The organism is Mesorhizobium sp. M1A.T.Ca.IN.004.03.1.1 (assembly GCF_003997555.1).
Lineage (GTDB): Bacteria > Pseudomonadota > Alphaproteobacteria > Rhizobiales > Rhizobiaceae > Mesorhizobium.
In genome coordinates this window covers 1-248 of sequence record NZ_RZTV01000807.1, presented here as the reverse complement: position 1 = coordinate 248, position 248 = coordinate 1, and the positions used below count along the sequence as shown (strand labels likewise).

General features: G+C 65.3%; 1 protein-coding gene. It reads right to left on the bottom strand.

The annotated features are described in order from the left end of the window. On the bottom strand, positions 1 to 248 hold a 248-nt coding region (locus tag EOD29_RS33890; RefSeq protein WP_127248885.1), incomplete at both ends, for a DAK2 domain-containing protein.

The following is a 248-nucleotide window of genomic DNA, read 5'->3' as shown; positions in this document are numbered from 1 at the left end:
GCGAAAAATCGGGCTTTTCGTTGCTCTTGCGAAGCTCGCGGCCGATCTCCATCAGCAGCGTGCCGTAGAGCGGCCCGGCCGCACCGCCGACATTCATCACCAGCGTCAGGCCGATCTTTTCCATGGCGTCGGGGAAGGGCAGGCTGGACAGGCTCTCGCCTTCGGCGCTCACCGCCTCGCAGCCGCGCCGCATATTGGTTCCGTGATCGCCATCGCCGATGGCGCGATCGAGCGCACAGAGGTGATCG